The following is a 19,495-nucleotide window of genomic DNA, read 5'->3' on the forward strand; positions in this document are numbered from 1 at the left end:
ATGAATAGGCTTTAAAATCCCAGTAATACATAAAATTTGGAAATAAGGTACCGCCGGCAACCACTTAGCAGTGAATAAAAGTCTAAAAGTAGGTTCTGCAAGTACAGCTACAAAAATTAAAATTGGAGCAAGAACAAATATAACCATCTGCATAAGTTGTTTATAAACCCTTTTTAACCGAATATTATCACCCTGAATCTCAGCAAAAAGGGGAAAAGTGACCTTCTTTAAAGCATTACTAATATTATTCACCGGTAACTGCTTCATAGTCTCCGCTCGCGTATAATATCCAACTTGGCTAGCACTATAATATTTCCCAATAATTAATATATAGGCATTTTTAAATAGCACCTCGAGAATTCCAGATAAGGCCATTTTATAGCCAAAGTTAAAATGATCCTTAAACTTTATTAGATTGAAGTTAAACCCAGGTGTCCAGCCTGAATATACCCAAATTTGCACAGTACTTACTACCGAAATAATTATTTGACTCCAAACTAAACTAAAAACTCCAAAATCATTATAAGCCATTACAACTCCAACAACACCCCCTATAATAGAAGCAGGAAGACTTATTAAAGTCTGAGTTTTAAAATTCATGCTTTTTGTAAGCTTAGCCAATTGAACCGCTGAAAAAGCTGAAAAAATGAAAGTAAGGCAATATAACCTGATCACCTTAATTAAGATAGGTTGATTATAAAAATCAGCGACAAAGGGGGCGGTAAAAAAAACAATAAAATAAATAATAAAACTTGCAGCCAGATTAAAATAAAATACGGTAGAAAAATCGTCAGCTTCCAAATCGTTGTTTCGAATTAACGACTGAGTCATTCCTGAATCGACTAAAACTCTTCCGAATCCAACCAGAATAGAAATCATTCCAATTAGCCCAAATTCTGCAGGGAGAAGAATTCGAGCAAGTATTAGTGAAACTCCAAACCCAATAATTTGGTTCCCGAATTGTTCAGCGAAAGTCCAAACTAAACCTGAAGTTGCCTGCTTTCTTAACGACATAAATATATTTTCTTAGGACTATTCATATTTATAGCTGCTGTAGGCTAACAAGTTTCCTGAAATATTCTGAATTATTCATAAGTTCCTGATAATTTCCAGAATCTACTAACTCTCCTTTGTCTACCACATAAACCTTATCTGCGTTTTTTAAAGTGGCTATGCGATGGGCAATAAGTATGACAGTATAATCTCCTTTAATACTCTCAATACTATTATGAACTACCATTTCAGTTTCTGAATCCAAGGAAGAAGTAGCTTCGTCTAGGATCAGTATTTCAACATCTTTGAATAATTCTCTCGCAATAGAAATTCGTTGTTTTTGCCCCCCACTTAAATTAATCCCGTTATGGCCAAGAATCTCATTCTCATTTTTTGGAAGGGAACGAACAAATTTCAGTAGGGCAGTTTTTTTTAAAACTTCCCAGAATTTTTGAATATTCCTTTCAGACTTTTCAGCCCAAAACGTAACATTATTAAAAACAGAATCGTTGAAAATAATAGAATCCTGAGTAATATATCCTACCTTCCTTTGGAAACTTTTAAGTTTTAAGTTATTGCTATTTATTCCGTTTATCAAATACTGTCCCTCATTAACAGGTAATAGGCCAGTTATAATATTCATTAATGTTGTCTTTCCACTGCCACTTTCACCTACAAAACCAACCGTCTGAAATTTTGAGATATCTAGATTTATATTCTTTAATATTACTTTATCGCCATACCTAAATGAGATATTTTTCAGTAATAGTTTTTCAACGGGTCCACCTAATTCCATTTGCCCAACAACCTCCTTGTTGTTCCTCATTTCCTTTTCGAAAGAGGTTATATTTTCTACCGATCCCGAAACAGCTAAAAAGCGATTCCAATCCATCTGCATTTGAAGTAAATAATTTAATGCTCTATAGAAAAATATAAGACTAATTAATATGGGTCCGAGTCCTGATCCAAGCAGACTTGTTTGAATGTAAATTATACACACAACAATTAAAACCAATAATGGCTCCCTTCCCGCAGTTAGTGAAGCATCAAGTTTTCCAATACGCCGATTACTGTTTTTTATTTTTGCTATATATCTCGAAAGTTTATTATGATAAGCCTCCAACATTCCCGTAGCTTTTAAATATTTGTAATTTGAAACATTTTGAATTATCAGGCTTTGGAATATGTTAGCTTCTCTTGTTAATTTGCGTGAAGCTTCTTTAGTTTTATTGTAAAATCCTTTATATACAAAATTCGCAATAATCCCGCCTATAGTAACCAATATGGCAAATTGGGCATCAATTAGGAAAGCGAAAATCATGTAAATGATTATCATTATTCCATTTTGTAAAGCTCTGAAATAAAATTTAAAGGCATTAGCCACTCTATCGACTTCACCAGTAAGGGTATTTTGAATTCTCCCTACATCAGACATGACAAAATATTTATATGTTAGAGAGTTAAGGCCTTTAAGATTTGCACTTCTTAAGCGGTCAATGAACCCCTCCTGAACATTTACCCTATATGTTCCGGCTACATAATATACCAATCCCTTCAGGAGAAAAAAGGAAGCCATAGTAAAAAGAACCGATAGAAGACTTAAGTCAATTCCGGAAGATTTATATATTTCTAGTAAGAAACTTAACTTCCCTAGATCTTCTGCTCCAATTGCTGAAGTGTCGTTTACCATTTGGAGCAATGGCAAAAACATGGTCAATCCCAGGCTATCGAGAACACCAATTAAAATGCTTAATGCAAACACTATAAACACCTTATACCTTAGGTGTTTATAGAAATACACCAAACTATTAAAATATTTATAGGCGATTTTTTTTATCAAAAGTAGTTTCTTTAACTTTCAGAAAAGTAGTTTATAAAACCTCGAGAAAATCCGAATCTCCCTCTTCCTATTTCCAGCCGACAAAGATAAAACTTCTCCAATAGGGGGGAATTTTTAAATCTTAAAGAAAATACAAAATACAGAGGTAAATTTGGATTTTTATTTTAGATCAATTTTACAATCGACCTCATTTTGCTAAAACATTATATTTCCTGCCAAAATCTTGATCTGGCTTAAAGCCATATCTGTACCCTATTTCTTTTAATACAGGGTTTTGATAATCATTTAAAATATAAAGAAATCTAAAATGCTTATAAAGAAAAACCTTAGAACCTACAGGGTATACATTCTGGATTTTTTCGGCCAAATCTAATTGTTCATTATAAACTTCTCTATACTTAAATATCCTTGTAAATAACAATCCGGCTATGATTACCAATACAACATTAGACACCACTAAAATCCTTCTATTAGAGAAATCAATATTCCGTGCTAATAATATAAATATATATGGGAATGTAAGTATAAAATAGTGAGATACAGTTTGAATATAAAGAGGCAAAAGATTAATAAAAATCCCAAGAATTAGAACAGAATCAATTTTGTCCCGAAAAGGGTTTCTACGAATAAGTACCAATGGTACTACTAATAGAATGAAAATTTTTGCACCAGCCAAAAACCTAAACCATGTGGTTTCTAATTCGATCATCTCTTGATCGTAACCAGAACCTGTTAACTGGAGAGCTAAATCTTGAAATTCAACTCTCTCAAAAAATACAAAATAGATTAGAAATATAAACAAAGGTGCCAACCCTCCTATTATGAATTTTACCAAATGTTTTCTAAAACCATGATAACTTACAATAAGTAATAAGAAAGGTAGAAAATTGAAAATTCCATATTGCTTTGAAAAAAATCCGAGGGCGAGAAAAACTCCACTCCATAAGAATCTCTCCTTAAGTAATAAGTAAAATGCTATTAAGCTAAACATAATTACATATACCTCGAGATTAATGTAGGTGCCGTCTGAACTTAAAATGGAAATAAATAGAAAAAAACTTAAGAAAACAGACATAGTTTTACCCTGCTTCTCTATTCGGCAAATTTTATAGAAAAACACTACTGCAATTGTTGTAATGATATACTGGAACACTAAAGAAAAGTGATAAGAAGGTTGCTCAACCCACAAATGAAGGAGAGAGTTGAGATACATCATCACAGGTGTATAGCTACTGAAAATATCTTTATATGGTGCATAACCTCGGGAAATATCTCTTGCAATAGATAAATAATATGGAGCATCTGTACTAATGAATGCATATAGAATGCTTAAAATGATCAATAGAGACAATATAAATCCCCAGACTATATTTAAAATTTTAAACCGTCTCATTAATTAAATTACTTATTTGATCAATAATACCCGGCTCTAATTCATAAAACAAAGGTAGTCTTAACAATCTATCAGTATATATTTGAGAGTTTTTCAAGTCCAGATTATCGTTCCCTTTGGATTTATAATAGGGACTGGTATGTAAACTTATGTAATGAAATACAGCAAGAATACCATTAGCTTTTAGCTTTGCAATAATTTTACTCCTCTTTTTTGGTGTTGAGCAAACAAAGTAAAAAATATGAGCATTATTTGTCGCATATTTTGGAATAATAGGAAGTTTAAAATCACCACATTCTGATATTTCACTTAAACAATTATAATACTTATTCCATAATTCCAATCTTCTATTTTGAATTCTATCGAGGTTTTCTAATTGGCCCCATAAAAAGGCTGCTGTAACCTCAGAAGGCAAAAAAGAACTCCCAACATCAACCCAATTATATTTATCTACTTCTCCTCTAAAAAAAGCGGACCTATTAGTTCCCTTTTCCCAAATTATTTCGGCTCTCTTTTTAAAACGTTCATCATTTACCACTAACATCCCTCCTTCCCCAGAAATAATATTCTTAGTTTCATGAAATGAAAATGTAGATAAATGTCCAATTGATCCTAATGCAACCTTCTTACCTGCGGAATTTATATAGTAACTATCAATAGAATGGGCAGCATCCTCTACTACAAATAAATTATAATGGTTAGCAAGTTTCATTATCGAATCCATATTACAGGCCACTCCTGCATAGTGAACAACTACTATCGCTTTCGTACGCTCTGTAATTAATTGCTTTAGTTTTGATTCATCCATTCCTGGATGATCTATGCGACTATCACAAAAAATTATTTTGGCACCTCTTAGAACGAACGCGTTAGCCGTACTTACAAATGTGAACGCAGGCATAATTACTTCATCTCCAGGGCTAATTTCCAAAAGAAGAGCTGCCATTTCTAAAGCGTCTGTACAGGAGGAGGTTAAAAAACATTTTTTAAAATTATATCGGTCCTCGAAAAATCTATGACACAAAAATGTAAATTTCCCATTTCCAGAAATTTTACCTGATTTTATGGCACTCTCGATATGTTGAAGCTCATTCCCAGCCAAATATGGTTTATTAAACGGAACTTTTATCGACATATAATTTATTTAATTGATTCTTTTATAAAATGCTCCAGGTTTAACTTTTTCTGCTCCTTTATCACCCTAATTAAATATTCACCGATAATCCCTAGAGCAAATAAATTTAACCCTCCAAAAAATGAAATCAGTGATACTGTAGAAGCATATCCAGGAAACTCTATTCCATTAAATAGTCTCTGAATAATTATATAAATTATAAATATTATCGATAGAATGAAAACTGCAAAACCTACTACACCTAATATCCGTAAGGGTACCGAGGAATAGTAAAGTATACCATTAAAAGTCAAATTTATAAGTTTGGGCAGAGTATAGTTAGTAGTTCCAAATTCCCGCGAATGATGTTGAACCTTAACATTTTTCAATTCATTTGTTGCATTAACCATCAAACTTGATATAGATGGCATAGCATTATGTGATTCAATTAAAATGTCAGCAAGATCCCTTGTCATTATTCTAAAAGAAGAAAGCATCAATCCTTTAGGCTTATTAAGAAATATAAGATCTATTTTTTTTACAACATAACTTCCTACATTTCTCCATAAAGAATGTTTCCTTTCAGAATAGCTCGGTATACCAAAAACCGCATCTGTTTGATAATCCTCCTTTAATTTAAAGATGAGATTAGGAATTTCCGAAACTGGATGTTGTAAATCATCATCCATAGTGATAACATAATCACCATTACTTTTAAGGATTCCAGCCAATGTAGCTAGGTGTTGACCCAAATTTTTTCGCAAGGTCAAAACCTTAACGAATGAGTATTGTTCCTCTATTTGCTTTAAAACGTTCTTAGTATCTAAAAAAAAAGGACTATCATTTACAAAAATGACTTCAAAATTAAATTTACTTTCCTTAATTAGAGTATGGAACTGCTCGGTCATGACCAGTAAACTCTGGGTACTTTTATAAACGGGTACCACAACCGAATATTTAAACTGAGAATCCATTAGATTTATTAATTATAATAAACATACTAAATATATAAGAGGATCGAGTTTTTAAATAAAAGCTCTGTTTTATTCGATGGGTAGATTCCATCTATCATTATATTTAATAACCTTACAGGGATTACCATAAGCAATAACTCCGGAAGGTATATCTTTAGTTACTACGCTTCCTGCTCCAATTATAGTATTGTTCCCAATAGAAATTCCGTCAATCAAAGTAGCTCCAGAACCTATCATGGTTCCAACACCAATATTCACCTTACCAGAGATGGTAACACCTGGGTTTATATCAACCCAACTTCCTATTTTACAATGATGCCCAATTGTTACTCCTCTTTTAATACTAATAGCATCTCCTAATAACGTTTGAGAGCTTAGGGTACAATTCTGTTCAATAATTACACCCTTCCCCATTTTACTCGAATAAGGGAAGTAACTTGAGTTATGAATAAAAGTTGACAAATTTTCTAAGGCTAAGGAATGTAACTTTTGAAAATGTTTAAAAACGGCATATTTATTTTTTGGATTAGAAACACCAAAAACTATAGCCATCTTTTTATCAAGTTTGCCCTCAATACCCATTATTTGATACGCATAGTCCTTAAGCGGAAAATAAGGACTAAAACTAACTTCTAGGTTTGGAAAAAAGGTAAAATCTTCATAACCCAAGTCCGTTAAGATATCCAATATAACTGCCGGATAATACTCGGATAAACCAAGAATCTGAATCTTATCCGACATTACGTTTATGATTATAAAAACCTAATTCACCAAATTCTCTCGGCTTAAAGAAGGTTTTTTGATTTATTTTAATTAACCTATGAGTGCGTTTCACAAGCTCCAGATTGGAAATTTGTTTAGTTTTATTTTTGTCTAGCCAAATATTATCTTCCAAACCTATTCTAACATTATATCCCATTGCTATTGCCGATGCATTTACTTTTAACTGATCTGCTCCTAAACCTGCTAAACCTATGAAATGATCCTGGGGAATTTCACTAACAGCGGCACCAATTTGACTATAAGAAGCCTGAAAGCCGGAAATATTTCCAAATAATAAATTCCAGTAAAAAGGACCTTCAACAATTTTTTTCTTAATTAGATATTTACCGAAATTAATCATACCAAGATCAAAGCATTCCAATTCAGGAGTAACCCCGAAATTTTTCATCTTTTCTGCGAGCTGAACGATCATATCCGGTTCATTTAAGGATGCTTGACGCAGAAAATTTAATGAAGATAATGTAAGAGAGCACATATCTGGCATTAATTCTATTACCGCAGATCGCTTTTCGAATTCTGGAAATTTTCTACCAGAAGTACTTCCACATATAATAAGGTCTGGACAGTGCTTCCTAACACCATCAAAAATCTCGTTATAAATTTCTGGCTTCCAGGAAGGCTCCTCATTTTCTTCCCGAGCATGTAAATGAGCAATGGTTATACCTATTTCATATGCTTCATGAGTTTGTTCAATAATTTCAGTAGGAGAAACCGGTACAAATGGAGTATGCTTCTTTTTGGGAACCATACCAGTTGGGCAAAAATTTATAATTACCTTATTTTGTAGCAAATTATTAGAGTTATTTTAGTTGATTAATTTTGATAATAAAATAATAAAAATCTTTTAAGAACCAATTGCATAGAATTCAAATCCTATTTTTTCCTTAGTCTTTCTTTCCAATAGTCTTCGGCCATCAAATAAAAATGCTGGTTTTAGCATATCCTCATAGATTTGAGGCCAGTCCAACTCTTTAAATTCATCCCATTCAGTCATTATAGCCACTGCATGTGTTTGATAAGCAGCTTCGTATGGAGTATTTACAACTTTCACCCTTGCACGGTTCTCAGCTTCTGTTCGGGTATTTAAATAATCCAGATCAGCATATACCTGCTCAGCTTTAACCTTTGGATCATAAACCACAATTTCGGCCTGTTCATTTAAAAGATAATCGGTCACATAAATTGCTGCAGACTCTCTGGTATCATTAGTATCTTTCTTAAATGCCCAACCTAGAATACCAATTTTCTTTCCTGAAACTGTATTGAATAAAGTTTTTACAATTTTGGTCGCAAAACGCTTCTTTTGATGATCGTTCATTATAATCACTTGTTCCCAATAATTTGCTACCTCTTCTAAACCGAAAGATTTAGCTATATAAACAAGATTGAGAATATCTTTTTGAAAACAAGAGCCTCCAAAACCAACCGATGCTTTTAAGAATTTAGGTCCAATTCGGCTATCCATTCCCACTGCTTTAGCGACTTCATTCACATCCGCACCGGTTTTTTCACAAAGTTCGCTCATAGCATTAATACTACTCACCCTTTGGGCCAGAAAAGCATTGGCGGTTAGTTTTGATAATTCTGATGACCAAACATTGGTGGTTAAAATCTGCTCTCTTGGCACCCAATGGGCGTATATATCTACCAAAGCCTTTACAGCTTCTTTCCCTTTATCAGAATCAATATCTCCACCAATTAGTACCCGGTCCGGATTCATCAAGTCGTCCACAGCAGTACCTTCTGCCAGAAATTCAGGATTGGAAAGAATCTGATAATTCACACCGTTCCCTGTATTATCCAGAATATTCTTTAATGCTTCAGCAGTCCGTACGGGTAGTGTAGATTTTTCGATAACAATTTTATCCGAAGTTGAAACTCTGGCAATTTGTCTTGCACACAGCTCTATAAATTTAAGATCTGCCGCCATCCCCTTACCCATTCCATAAGTTTTAGTTGGGGTATTAACCGAAATGAAAATCATATCTGCCTTATCAATGGCAGAATCTACCTCTGTAGAAAAGAATAAATTCCTCCCTCTGGCCTCCTTAACAATATTAGATAGTCCGGGCTCATAAATTGGAATATTATCAACATCTTCATCATTCCAGGCGGCTATTCGGCTTTCATTTATATCAACAACTGTCACTTTAATTTCAGGACATTTTTGTGCTATTACCGCCATGGTAGGACCACCTACATACCCTGCTCCAATGCAACAAATATTTTTAATCTTCATTCGAAATTATAATTTACGATCGCATTTATCCCCTAAAACTCCTTTAACATCATAAACAACTGCTCCCGGATTTTTAAACTTGTTTAAATCGAGATCTAAAAACTCTTTATGAGCTACAGTAAGTACTACGGAATCAAATTTATTTTCCGGAATTGCATCGGTTGTTTTAAGCTTGTATTCATGTTCAACCTCTTTAGGATTGGCAAGGGGATCAAATATTGTGATATCCATTCCATACTCCTTAAGATTTTTAATCACATCTACCACTTTAGTATTTCGTACATCCGGACAATTTTCCTTAAAAGTGATTCCAAGTACCAGAACCTTGGCCCCTTTTACTTTCACATCATTCTGAAGCATTAATTTCACTACCTCAGAAGCGACATACTGTCCCATTGAATCATTCATTCTTCTTCCGGCAAGTATAATCTCCGGATGGTATCCAATTTCCTGCGCTTTTTGCGCCAGATAATAAGGATCAACACCTATACAGTGTCCACCAACCAGACCAGGTTTGAAAGGAAGGAAATTCCATTTAGTCCCTGCAGCTTCTAAAACCGCTTGCGTATCAATATCCATCATGTTGAATATTTTTGCAAGTTCATTTACAAATGCAATATTGATATCACGTTGTGAGTTCTCAATTACCTTTGCAGCTTCAGCAACCTTTATAGTAGGAGCTAAATGAGTTCCTGCTGTTATAACTTCGGCATAAAGCTGATCAACTTTTTTACCAATTTCCGGAGTTGAACCAGCAGTAACTTTAAGAATCTTTTCTACTGTATGCTCTTTATCTCCAGGGTTAATTCTTTCAGGAGAATAGCCAACGAAGAAATCTTCATTAAACTTTAGTCTGCTTATTCTTTCTAGAACAGGAACACATTCTTCTTCAGTTACACCAGGATATACTGTAGATTCGTAAATAACAATATCTCCTTTTTTCAATGCTTTCCCTACCGTCTCACTGGACTTATATAATGGTGTAAGATCTGGCCTGTTATTCTTGTCAACCGGTGTAGGCACCGTAATTACATAATAATTACAGTGTGAAATATCATCTATGGATGTTGAACAATACAATCCCTTTTCTTCAGAGTTCTTATTTTTAAGAACAGATTTTAAAAGGTCATCTTCTACCTCAAGAGTGGAGTCCTTCCCTCTCATTAACTCCTTTACTCTGCTTTCATTTATATCAAATCCAACAACGGGAAATTTGGTGGCGAAAAGCCTTGCTAAAGGCAAGCCCACATACCCAAGACCTATAACAGCTATTTTTATATTTGCCATCTATATGATTATATTATTTTAAATTATGCCAATACCAGGTAACCGCCTCCTTTAGACCATCACTGATACGATGTGTGGGTTCATAACCCATCAATTTCTTCGCTTTGTCTATTGAAGCAAGCGAATGAGGAATGTCCCCAGGCCTATTAGGACCATGTTTAATTTCTACATCTGCAATTTCCTGATCGAATTCTGAAAGGTATTTTTTCAACAGTTGAGTTAATTCAAGCAGATTTGTCCTATCTCCAACCGCAGTATTATATACCTGATTAAGAGCATTCTGATTATTGGTTGTTAGAGCCAACAGATTCATTTGAATTACATTGTCAATATATGTAAAATCTCTTGAATAAGTCCCGTCTCCATTGATAACAGGGCTCTCGTGACTCATAAACTGCATTACAAATTTTGGAATAACCGCAGCGTAAGCTCCCTTAGGATCCTGCTTCCTACCAAATACATTGAAATACCTCAGACCTATGGTATCCAATCCATATGCATCGTTAAAAATATCTGCATACAATTCATTCACATATTTTGTTATGGCATAGGGAGATAATGGTTTACCTATAATATCCTCTACTTTAGGAAGATTTTCTGAATCCCCATATGTAGATGAGCTCGCAGCATAGACAAATCGCTTAACCTCACAATCCCGGGCAGCGACCAACATATTTAAAAATCCTGAAACGTTAACGGCATTACTGGTGATTGGATCTTTTAACGACCGCGGAACTGATCCTAAAGCAGCTTCATGGAGAATAAAATCTACATTTTCACATGCCCTTTGACACACTTCCAAATCCCGAATATCTCCCTCTATTAGAGTGAAACTGGGATTTGATATAACCTTATCGAGGTTGGATCTAAATCCTGTTGAAAAATTGTCTAGGCAGATTACGTTTGCACCAAATTCAATAAGCGTTTCACAAAGGTTAGAACCAATAAAACCGGCTCCACCGGTTACAAGAATTTTCGAATTAGCTATAATATTTTTCTGATCTTTAGTAATCAAGATAATAATTTTAACATTTGCAGGTGGCAAATATAAAATATCTGTTCTTAGATATTAATTTCAGCTTCTTAAAGAATTCCCAAAAACGTATTCGAGAATCAATATATAGGTTCGAGATGTTTAAAGATTTTAAATCGATAATATTATTGTTACATTCTTTTTCATATTGAATATACGTGATCAAAACCTCCCTTAATATGAGCCACTCTCAAAATTTTAAAGTATAAACTTATGAAATTATAACCTACTTGATTCCAAATGCACCAGAGTTGTGGCTATTATTTCTTCTACAAATTTCCCTGATTCATATTTTCCGCTTACCCGGTTATTTAAAATTTGTACCGCCATATTCCCCAGTTCTTGTGGATGCTGTTCTATATAGCTTAAAGACGGAGATAAAAACCCTGCCACATCTTTACTCATATAGCCTATAAGTTTTAAATCTTCGGGAATTTTGATATTCTCTTCATAAGCAACTCTTGAAGTCATGATCGCACTTTCAAAATCTGTACATAGTAAAGCGTCTACTTTGGTATCCATAATTAAAGCTTTGATTTTATCCTTAAGTTGCATTGGTTTGGTGCTGGTTGCAAGAAAAGTCTCTTTTTGTTCTGCCATGGCCTTTTGATAGCCTTTGATACGCAACTGACCAATTCCAACATGGTGTATCCCGGACGCAAGTCCTATGCGGGTGATCCCTTTAGAAATAAAATAATTGGCCGCTTCAAAAAAGCTCTTTTCATCATCAACTCCAATTTTATCTGTAGGTAATCCAAGATTAATCCTGTCATAAACCACTACCGGAATATCATATTCCAGAAGGGCGTGCAAATGATCATAATCTTTTTTCTTTTGTGTTTCTTCAGAAACAGCAATCAGTACTCCATCCACAAAACCAGAAGTTAGCATATCACAGATTTGCTTCTCCTTTTCCAGGGATTCATTGGATATATATGTGATTACCTGTTGCCCGTTTTTTTGCGCTTCATCTTCCATTCCTGATAAAACCCGTGCAAAAAAACTATTTGAAATATTCGGGATTACCACTCCAAGGGTTCCGGTTTTACTCTTCTTTAGATTGACTGCCACCGGGTTTGGCCTGTAATTATGTAGTTTGGCAAGTTCCTTTACCCTTTGTGCCGTTTTCGGACTAATTTCCGGGCTTTCGTGCAATGCTTTAGATACCGTGGAAACGCTAACATTTAATAATTTTGCAAGCTCTTTTAAGGTAATTTTACTTTTCATAATTTTATGGATATTAGCATTGATAATGGAATCTGAAAATAGGAAATAGGAATTATTTTCGATAATACACTATTAATTCAGAGCTTTACAAAGAAAAGGAATATTATATTCTTAGTCCAACCCCTCCTTTATTTTAAAATTAATCTATGAAGCTACCTCAAAGTTACTGGTTCTATATTTTAATGGCACTTATAACCATAATTGGTCTATGGACCGGTTGGTATTTCTTTTTTCTGCTGGTTTTTCCACTTGGTTTATTTACGAAAAATAAGGTTTAAGAAGTTTTTAATTCTTTATTTTATAGCCGTTAAACTTATCCTAAACCCCTGTCACTTCTTGCTTAAGAGATACCATCATTGTAATTTACATTAAAACTAAATTCAAAAACAATGAAAGATTACGGTACATTATCGCAAGCGATAAATAAATTAAAACTGGAAGAGGGCTATGAGCATGATTTTAATCTCCTGGATGAAAAAATTGAACTGAAATCCAAGGAGCAAACTTTTGGAGTTGAAGAATTTGATGTAGATAAAGTATTACGCTTTGAAGGAATGAGCAATCCAGACGATAATGCAATTCTTTACGCTATAACCACTTCCAATAACATAAAAGGCGTTTTGGTAGATGGATATGGAGTTACAAGCGGGCAGATCTCAAAAAAGATGATGAAAAAGCTTGATTTGAAAGACCATAGACCTATCGATTAATCAAGTTAAAATTGTATTAAATATATAAATACAGGCTTCCCAACCGGGAAGCTATTGTATTTTTGAATGAATTTTAAAATAACAATAAATAAAAACTATGAACTATTTAGGTTTAGATACTGATAAAACTAAAAAGACTGTTGAAGAATTGAATGTATTACTGGCAGATTATCATATCTATTATCAAAAACTGAGAAATTTTCATTGGAACGTTATAGGTAAAAACTTTTTTGATCTTCATGAAAAATTTGAAGAACTATATGACGATGCGAAACTAAAAGTTGATGAGATAGCCGAACGTATTCTTACTCTTCGGTATCAGCCAACCAGCAATTTGAGTGAGTATTTGAAGGATTCCAACTTAAAAGAATCTCCTTCAGATATTTCAGATAGTAAAATGATTGAAATTTTGTTAGAAGATCATGGTCTTCTTTTAAAACAAAAGAGAAAGGTAATCAAAGTTGCAGATGATGCTGGAGATGAAGGGACAATTGATTTAATAGGAGCTTATATCAGGGAAATGGAGAAGACAAGCTGGATGTTAGATGCCTGGAAAATGAAAACTTCAGATCAACATAAACCAGTTAAATAATTAAAATATGCAGGAGTTTGACCTTCAGGATTCAATAAAAGGTATTTGGGATAAATTAGGCGGATGGCTGGATTCTTTAATTTTAAATCTGCCAAATTTTATACTTGCCAGTTTAGTCTTTATTCTTTTCATTTTCATTGCCAAGTATGTAGGTAAGATCTTTGAAAGAATTACCAGAAAACATATTAAAGAGGATTCCATCCGGTTAATGACGGTGAAAGTAATCAAGGCAATAGTAATCCTCATTGGTTTTTTTATTGCTCTTGGGTTATTGAATCTTGATAAGCTCCTTACTTCTGTTCTTGCGGGTGCTGGTGTGGTTGGATTAGCAATTGGACTTGCCCTGCAGGGGACTCTTAACAATACCTTTTCCGGACTTATTTTAAGCTTTCTTCCGGAAATTCAGATAGGAGACTGGGTTGAAACAAACGGTTTTGCAGGAAGTGTTACAGAAATTAATCTCAGGAATATTGTAATCAAACAATCTGATAATAATTATGTGATAATTCCTAATTCCAAGATCGTGGAAGAACCCTTCAAAAATTTTACCCGTACAGCACGGTCCAGGGTTTTTGTTAACTGTGGAGTAGGCTATGAATCTGATCTTGAAATGGTACGAGACCTAACAATTGAAACCATTAAGGATAAGTTTCCTCAAAAAGGAAATGAAGAGGTTGAATTTATGTATGAAGCCTTTGGAGACAGCTCCATTAATTTTGTTCTTAGGTTTTGGGTAGATGCCACCAAAAACCGCCATCTGTTAATAGCGAGAAATGAGGCGATCATCGAGATTAAAAAGGCTTACGATGCTAAAGGCATTAATATTCCATTCCCTATTAGAACGATTGATTTTACCAATAAACTTTCGATCAACCGGGACACTTAATAATTTATCCTGATAAATTAAAAAAGCCCTGCATTCCTGCAGGGCTTTTTTTATCGTCAAAATCTTATTTTAAAACTTCATACCTAATGCGAACTGAAACCTTGCGCCTTCACTGCCGGTAAACACACTTACTTTTCCCTGAACAGCATCGGCACTGTTTATCCATAATCCTCCGCCATAACTGTCATGCCATAGATTACTGTGACCTTCTTCAGTCCATACTCTTCCCAGATCATATCCCCCGTATACACCCAATTGAATAGGTAAAAAACGCGTGGAAATTGTATTGAAAGAATATCGAAGATCGGCTCCCGTTCCAAAAGCACTTTTTCCGGCATATCGTTCCTGCCTGTAACCTCTTAAACCACTATCTGCTCCAAGATGCGCAGCCTGGTAAAACTCAAACTCTTTCCCAATATTTATATGTGCCTGAGCCCGGGTTTTAATAACCAGTTTTCTATTACGGGTCAAAGCATTATAAAACCCAATGTAGGGTTTAAAATATCCAAATTGGTTCTCAAGGTCAGACGTATTTTGTTTTGCTCCCAGATTAAGCTCAAAAAGCATCCCACGGGTAGGAACCAGTTCATCATCGTAACTTTCATATTTATACATGGCATCAAGGCCGGCAAAATATTTTCTTTCAAAAACATCCTCAAAAACTGTATTCGTTAGGTTTTCGGCGAAATACCCGGAGTTTGTATCTTCAACCTTAATAGCTTCAAAACTTCCGGTAAATCCAAAAAAGCTTCCGAAAGGTGTTTTATTTACCAATCCTGATTTTACCCCTATTTCGTTAATACCAATTCGATTATAACTTAATCCGGTGTCATCATCCCTGTTTATAGTTTCATTCCCGTAGCCGAAAAAGTTCTGAGAATATTCCGGGCTTTTAAAGTTAGCTCCTGCAAGTAAATTATACTTTCCTACTATACTGGCAAATTCAGCTTCGTACTGAAGCAAAAATCCATTTGTGGAGGAATGAACTTCAGCGTAAAATGAATGTTGTGAAGTGAAAGGATTACGTTTAAACTTATTGTTGGTTTTTGTGTATTCAAGCCCTACCTTAAATCCATCATCCGGGTTAAAACCTATTCCAGGAATTATTGAACCAGAGGAGAATGTCTTTTTGTCTTTATCGTAAGTATTGATCTCATAATTATCTGTTAGCCTTATTCTTGCTTTACCCTGGTTATTTACAGTGTTTGGCAGCGACTGGTGATCATATACTTTTAAATTATTTCCATTTTCGATGGTATACACATCATGATCCTGTCCTCCAATAAGCCTTACAAATATGGGTGATTCACCTTCTCCCGTCGCAAAGATCTTATCATCATCATCTAGCCCATAAACCCAAATTTCACGAGTTTCTTCCGGTTTGTAAATTTTATTGCTTAAAATCTCAGATCGCTCACCATCCTTATTTCGGGTAATGGTGACACGGGTATTACCATCCTTCAGTCTTACCACATCAATAAAATCATCCTTATCTGTTCCTGTAACAATGGCAAGATGTGCTAAATGATCATAATATCTTTCAGCAATATCGACCAGGTTATTTCTTCTTCCTTTTACGTTTTTTATTAAGTCTTGGGTCGTTTCACCTCTAGTCTCTTCAGGTAATTGTGCGAATGCTTTTTCAATCTCCTCATCAGATATGTTCTCTTTAATAGCCCTCGCCTGCTCCAGCCAGGTTTCCTTGCCCGTATTCTGTAACAAAGATCTGTCTAAGCCCATTGCCGCTATATTGAACCATTCCACATCTTTGATATCTTCACCATAGACTGCAAATTGATTTGCGAATCCGGTTAGTGCTCTTAAAGTTCCAAAGAAGGCTCCATCAAAATTTGAATATACCTGATCTCTATCCCGCGGAATTGGTTTAAAAATATGTTCCCCATCATTGGTTTCAATTTCTGCCCAACGCCACTGGTCCTGATGCCTGTCCCAGTCCCCTATCAACATATCAAAAATTCTTGCTCTTACGTAGGCAGCCTCATCTAAGGTATATTTTTCATCCCGACGAAGTCTCTCGAGCATATCTGCTGTACTTACAATGTCATGGTCCGGTTTGCCAAAAGATTCATAACCTTTCCAGCCTTCCTCCGGCCTTTCTACGATCATGTATACATCATCCCCGTGAACAGAATTATATTTCCCTAATGCTTCTTGTTTTGGCAGGTAAAATACTTTTGGATTTGTATGATAAACCCCGGCCGCTTTACTCAAAGTTGGAATAGTAAGAAAACCATATGGATGAGCCGCCGTATAAAAGTCGGTTAATAGATCTTCAGCTACGGTATTTTTCAGCTTATTTTTGATAGGCTGATTTTTAAAAGCTACAGATTGTAAAAATCTTAGAGCATCCTTACGAACCCGACGAATATTGTACTCTCTGCCTAAACTGTCTTTAACTCTTAAGGAAACAGTTTGGTGTCCGCCGCCTTCTCTTACAACTTCAAGTCCTCCATAAAGTGTATCGAGGTCGGCCACCTTAAGAGTAACCTCTGTTCCATACAGCTTTCTATATCTCTCACCCCAAATGGTCTTGTGAACTGTACCTGTATTTACATCTTCATCTTTGTAAATCGAAGTCGTAATAGTTGATGGGAAACTATCAGGATATTTTTCAAATTCAAATGGTACAGGTGTTTCCAGAATTTCTTTCTGGTATAGCAGCTTAGGTTTATTGCCTTCATTCCCATAAAAACTTGCCCAAACTGAACCATCTTTAAATACGTCCACCACTGCAAAGCCCTGACCCGGATAGGCAAACAATCCATCATTACTCAAGGTTGCATAGGAAGCCTTTGAACCAGATCCCGAAACGATCTGCTTGACACCATCATGTTCTATATATTGTAAAGAATGTTCATGCCCGGAGACGAAAACCACACGTTCGTATCCCTGTACAATCGTGGAAAGTCTTGTGGCTAAAGATTTATACCGGTTATTCTGTGCATCCTGAATTGAGACCCCACCGGTGGTTCTAATAAGCGTTGCCAGGGAACCTAATATGGGCAATGGGATCTTCTTTTGTGACGGATAAATATGTCTATCCAGAGTATACTGCCCACCATGAACTCCATTGGTGTATATTGGATGATGTAGCGCTATTAGTACTGTTTTATTCTGATTCTTTTTAATTTCAGATTCAAGTTCCAGGAACATTGCTTCCCGGGTTTTAATTTGTTCACAGTCGTCATTGATTTTAGGATTACGGTCCCAATCTTCAAGATACCATTGTGAATCGATAACAATAAGCTGAATATTATCAGAAACTTCAATTGAAGCAAGTCCGCAACCAATTTCCGGACTCCACATAAGGTTATCGTCAAATTTCTCCTTTAAATAATCCTTTTGCCTTTCTAAGCCTTCAAGCTTTTCACTGTACCAGTCATGATTACCCGGGATAACCACAACTTTACCATTATAATTTTCAATGGCATCTAATTGTGCATCCAACCTATATTCAGCGGCTTCTCTTCCAGGGGATCCTTCTGGCGGCATTCCGTCAGGATAAATATTGTCTCCTAGGAAAATTGTATAATTATTAACCTGTTTTACCGAATCGAGATAACTTTTAAATGCCAGAAGCCCAAGTGAAGAACCCCCGGGTGGAGAATACCCTCCATCTCCCAATAGATAAAAGGATTTTTCAATTTCTTTATTTTCCGGAAAACCAAAGTTGGATTGTGGTTCTCCATCCCTGTATTTTGGATCAAGAGTAGTACAGGAAAAAGCTACTAAAATCGTAAACAATGAGGCGAAAAGTTTAACTTTTTTCATAGAAAATTGTGGTCAATTTTTTTCGTAATTTGGTCTATGCAACTAAAAATTCATGTATGAATAATCTCATTGAGAAAGCTGAAAAATTTGTTGAAGACTTATTTAAAGAAAAACTGCCGAATACCTTTATATATCATAACTACCAGCATACCCAGCGTGTCGTTAAAAGTACTAAAGAATTAATCGATAATTCTGAAATTAATGTTAAAGACAAAGAGGCACTGCTCCTGGCAGCATGGCTTCACGACACGGGTTATATTCATGCATACAAGGGACATGAGGAGAAAAGCGCTGAAATAGCCGAAGGTTTTTTAAAGGAAAATAATGCAACGCAAGATCTTATTGAAAAGGTAAAAAAACTGATCCTTGTAACCAACTTTTCCAACACTCCTACCACTCCCTGTGAGAAAATAATAAGAGATGCAGATTCTTCTCATTTTGGTAAGAAATATTTTGAGGAAACCAGTGAATTTTTAAGACAGGAACTGGAATTGCATAACATCAAGAATTTCACAAATTCTGAATGGTTGCAGGAAAATATTGTGGTTTTTACCGAAAAGCATAAATTCTATACCAATCACGCCATTGAAAAATGGGGTCCAAAAAAGGAAGAAAATCTGTTAGAGCTTATT

General features: G+C 35.0%; 16 protein-coding genes. 4 read left to right on the forward strand and 12 right to left on the reverse strand.

Translation table 11 applies throughout. The features are described 5' to 3' along the window. From ACNKXV_RS00565 to ACNKXV_RS00615, 11 genes are all read right to left on the reverse strand, one after another. Positions 1 to 1,014, reverse strand: a 1,014-nt coding sequence (locus ACNKXV_RS00565; RefSeq protein ID WP_417905753.1) for a lipopolysaccharide biosynthesis protein, incomplete at its 3' end; no start/stop codon positions are given. Between the two features lie 28 nt (positions 1,015 to 1,042). Continuing rightward, a complete protein-coding gene (locus ACNKXV_RS00570) occupies positions 1,043 to 2,833 on the reverse strand; it encodes an ABC transporter ATP-binding protein (RefSeq protein WP_417905754.1) in 1,791 nt (596 codons plus the stop codon). 187 nt (positions 2,834 to 3,020) lie between these two features. Beyond that, entirely contained in the window at positions 3,021 to 4,226 is a 1,206-nt protein-coding gene (locus ACNKXV_RS00575; RefSeq protein WP_417905755.1) for a hypothetical protein, read from the reverse strand. After that, entirely contained in the window at positions 4,213 to 5,361 is a 1,149-nt protein-coding gene (gene rffA / locus ACNKXV_RS00580; protein WP_417905756.1) for a dTDP-4-amino-4,6-dideoxygalactose transaminase, read from the reverse strand. Before rffA ends, ACNKXV_RS00575 begins: the two co-directional genes overlap by 14 nt. 5 nt (positions 5,362 to 5,366) lie before the next feature. Then, positions 5,367 to 6,314, reverse strand: a complete 948-nt coding sequence (locus ACNKXV_RS00585; RefSeq protein ID WP_417905757.1) for a glycosyltransferase — start codon at positions 6,312 to 6,314, stop codon at positions 5,367 to 5,369. A 69-nt stretch (positions 6,315 to 6,383) separates the two neighbouring features. Beyond that, the gene (locus tag ACNKXV_RS00590) at positions 6,384 to 7,055 is read right to left on the reverse strand and encodes an acetyltransferase (RefSeq protein WP_417905758.1); all 672 of its coding nucleotides are present in this window, start codon (positions 7,053 to 7,055) and stop codon (positions 6,384 to 6,386) included. Then, positions 7,045 to 7,887: a beta-keto acid cleavage family enzyme gene (locus tag ACNKXV_RS00595; RefSeq protein ID WP_417905759.1), complete on the reverse strand. Its 843-nt coding sequence runs from the start codon at positions 7,885 to 7,887 to the stop codon at positions 7,045 to 7,047. Before ACNKXV_RS00595 ends, ACNKXV_RS00590 begins: the two co-directional genes overlap by 11 nt. A 54-nt stretch (positions 7,888 to 7,941) precedes the next feature. Beyond that, entirely contained in the window at positions 7,942 to 9,336 is a 1,395-nt protein-coding gene (locus tag ACNKXV_RS00600) for a nucleotide sugar dehydrogenase (protein WP_417905760.1), read from the reverse strand. Between the two features lie 6 nt (positions 9,337 to 9,342). Further along, positions 9,343 to 10,623: a nucleotide sugar dehydrogenase gene (locus ACNKXV_RS00605; RefSeq protein ID WP_417905761.1), complete on the reverse strand. Its 1,281-nt coding sequence runs from the start codon at positions 10,621 to 10,623 to the stop codon at positions 9,343 to 9,345. Between the two features lie 13 nt (positions 10,624 to 10,636). Next, on the reverse strand, positions 10,637 to 11,638 hold the full coding sequence (locus tag ACNKXV_RS00610) for an SDR family oxidoreductase (RefSeq protein ID WP_417905762.1): 1,002 nt from the start codon (positions 11,636 to 11,638) through the stop codon (positions 10,637 to 10,639). Positions 11,639 to 11,875: 237 nt separating this feature from the next. Continuing rightward, a complete protein-coding gene (locus ACNKXV_RS00615; RefSeq protein ID WP_417905763.1) occupies positions 11,876 to 12,883 on the reverse strand; it encodes a LacI family DNA-binding transcriptional regulator in 1,008 nt (335 codons plus the stop codon). A 389-nt stretch (positions 12,884 to 13,272) separates the two neighbouring features. On the opposite strand from ACNKXV_RS00615, the gene ACNKXV_RS00620 reads away from it, so the two are divergent. The 3 genes from ACNKXV_RS00620 (at position 13,273) to ACNKXV_RS00630 (ending at position 15,071) form a co-directional block, all read left to right on the forward strand. Further along, on the forward strand, positions 13,273 to 13,593 hold the full coding sequence (locus tag ACNKXV_RS00620) for a phosphoribosylpyrophosphate synthetase (RefSeq protein WP_417905764.1): 321 nt from the start codon (positions 13,273 to 13,275) through the stop codon (positions 13,591 to 13,593). Between the two features lie 97 nt (positions 13,594 to 13,690). Then, positions 13,691 to 14,185: a Dps family protein gene (locus ACNKXV_RS00625; protein ID WP_417905765.1), complete on the forward strand. Its 495-nt coding sequence runs from the start codon at positions 13,691 to 13,693 to the stop codon at positions 14,183 to 14,185. Positions 14,186 to 14,192: 7 nt separating this feature from the next. Beyond that, complete coding sequence (locus ACNKXV_RS00630) at positions 14,193 to 15,071, forward strand: mechanosensitive ion channel family protein (RefSeq protein WP_417905766.1); 879 nt, start codon at positions 14,193 to 14,195, stop codon at positions 15,069 to 15,071. Positions 15,072 to 15,140: 69 nt separating this feature from the next. Here the strand turns inward: ACNKXV_RS00630 and ACNKXV_RS00635 are convergent, their stop codons facing one another. Continuing rightward, positions 15,141 to 18,863, reverse strand: a complete 3,723-nt coding sequence (locus tag ACNKXV_RS00635) for a metallophosphoesterase (RefSeq protein ID WP_417905767.1) — start codon at positions 18,861 to 18,863, stop codon at positions 15,141 to 15,143. 56 nt (positions 18,864 to 18,919) lie between these two features. Here ACNKXV_RS00635 and ACNKXV_RS00640 point away from each other — a divergent pair. Next, on the forward strand, positions 18,920 to 19,495 hold a 576-nt coding region (locus tag ACNKXV_RS00640; RefSeq protein ID WP_417905768.1), incomplete at its 3' end, for an HD domain-containing protein.

Origin of the sequence: Christiangramia aquimixticola (assembly GCF_048285835.1) — a bacterium.
GTDB classification, from domain to species: domain Bacteria; phylum Bacteroidota; class Bacteroidia; order Flavobacteriales; family Flavobacteriaceae; genus Christiangramia; species Christiangramia aquimixticola.